Origin of the sequence: Mesorhizobium sp. M7A.F.Ca.ET.027.02.1.1, assembly GCF_004022985.1 — a bacterium.
GTDB lineage: Bacteria > Pseudomonadota > Alphaproteobacteria > Rhizobiales > Rhizobiaceae > Mesorhizobium.
This window is the reverse complement of record NZ_RZOL01000756.1, coordinates 1-1,313: the sequence shown is the minus strand read 5'-3', so window position 1 is coordinate 1,313 and position 1,313 is coordinate 1. Positions and strand designations below refer to the sequence as shown.

The 1,313-nt window shown below is 61.0% G+C and carries 2 protein-coding genes; both read right to left on the bottom strand.

Going from position 1 to position 1,313, the window contains the following annotated elements; all coding sequences use genetic code 11:
• Positions 1–444: 444 nt before the first annotated feature.
• A complete protein-coding gene (locus tag EN749_RS35900) occupies positions 445–768 on the bottom strand; it encodes a hypothetical protein (protein ID WP_128364960.1) in 324 nt (107 codons plus the stop codon).
• A gap of 4 nt (positions 769–772) precedes the next feature.
• Positions 773–1,313 (bottom strand): ParA family protein (locus EN749_RS38025; RefSeq protein ID WP_189367979.1); only part of this gene is annotated, 541 nt, incomplete at its 5' end.

The window sequence follows — 1,313 nt, the reverse complement described above, 5'->3', positions numbered from 1 at the left end:
TTCCAGGATATTCCATGCTCTGACAAGAGGCGGATGCACACCAGCAGCTTCCGAAATCTCCAGGCGGCATCTCTTCTCACCGCGCGCTTGCGCCACGTCAGCGCCTGGAGCTTCTGCCCTCCAGTTCGTCATATCCCCCCGCAGCCCCATAGGGGTCGCTAGCCCGCGTCACGATGGTCGAAGCACACGCCGTTGGTCGACCAGTTAAGGTCTCGACGAGTAGCCGACGAACTCCTGGAGTTGGCGAAATCGTCGCAAACGGCGCGTCAAGCGCGAAGCGGGTTTATCAACCGCGTTGTAGGTTCCGTCCGCATCGGCGGGCAGAATGCCCCGTCGATGTTCCCAAGCCCCCGTGACCGTGGCTTGAGCGCTGTCAAGGTCGCGAAGATCTGCGCCGCAGATCAGCGCGCCGCGAAGCGGTTGCCTTGACAGCGCGAAACGCGGTCACAGTTTCGGCAGGCGCTCGGCGTGCTTCTCGAGAAAATCGCTGACTGCTTCAACGTAGTAGTCGTTGACCCGCCTGCCTTCGGAAGCTGCGAGCAAGCGCAGGCGCCGCTTGTCTTTGGCGGCGACATAGATGGTCGTCGGCTCCTTCTTGTCCTCCCGGAGCGATTTTCCGGCGACAGGATCGCGTTTCTCTCCCTCTTCTTTCACCTTGCGGATATCCGGGCCGCTCAGCTCCAGCTTCGGGCGGCTCAGCTTGGGAAGCGCGGTCGGGGCCGGCTGCATGACGCTCAACAGAGCGCTCTTTTTGGCGATGTCGTCCATCTAGTCACTCCGCTGCGGCCGACCGATTGGCCTCAATCACATACTGGACAATCTCGGCAAATATCGCCTCGGATTCGGCTATCGCCTTCGGGTCCACCCGGCCGCCCGCGTAAAGCGTCGCGCCGGTTTGCATATCCTTGTAAGCAATGCGGTAGGGCATTTCCTCACCGGCAATCCGCGTACCGTCTTGCTGGATGATCTCGCGCAAGTCAGCAAGCGCCCTTGCTCGCTTGTCGATCACGGTGTTGTTCGTGAACACATACATGACCGGCAGGGCAAAACCGCGGTTCTCGGCGACCAGGGGAATGTGACCGTTCACTAGCTGATGAGCCGCGGTAATATCGTCCATCGCAAGATGCACCGGCACCACGGCGACGTCGGCGGCGAAAAGCGCGGCCGTCAGTTCGTCATTCGTCTTGCCTTCGGTGTCGATGATGACCAGCTTGCCCGTCTTGTCCTGTTCCTGGGCGAGCGCGAGGATGTCGGTCGGCGTCGTGACCGCCACGATCGACAGATTTTCGGGCTTGTTGCCAAAGTGATCGAGC

Coding starts and splice junctions, on each gene's coding strand:
- EN749_RS35900 (WP_128364960.1), bottom strand. CDS start 768: ATGGACGACATCGCCAAAAAGAGCGCTCTGTTGAGCGTCATGCAGCCG.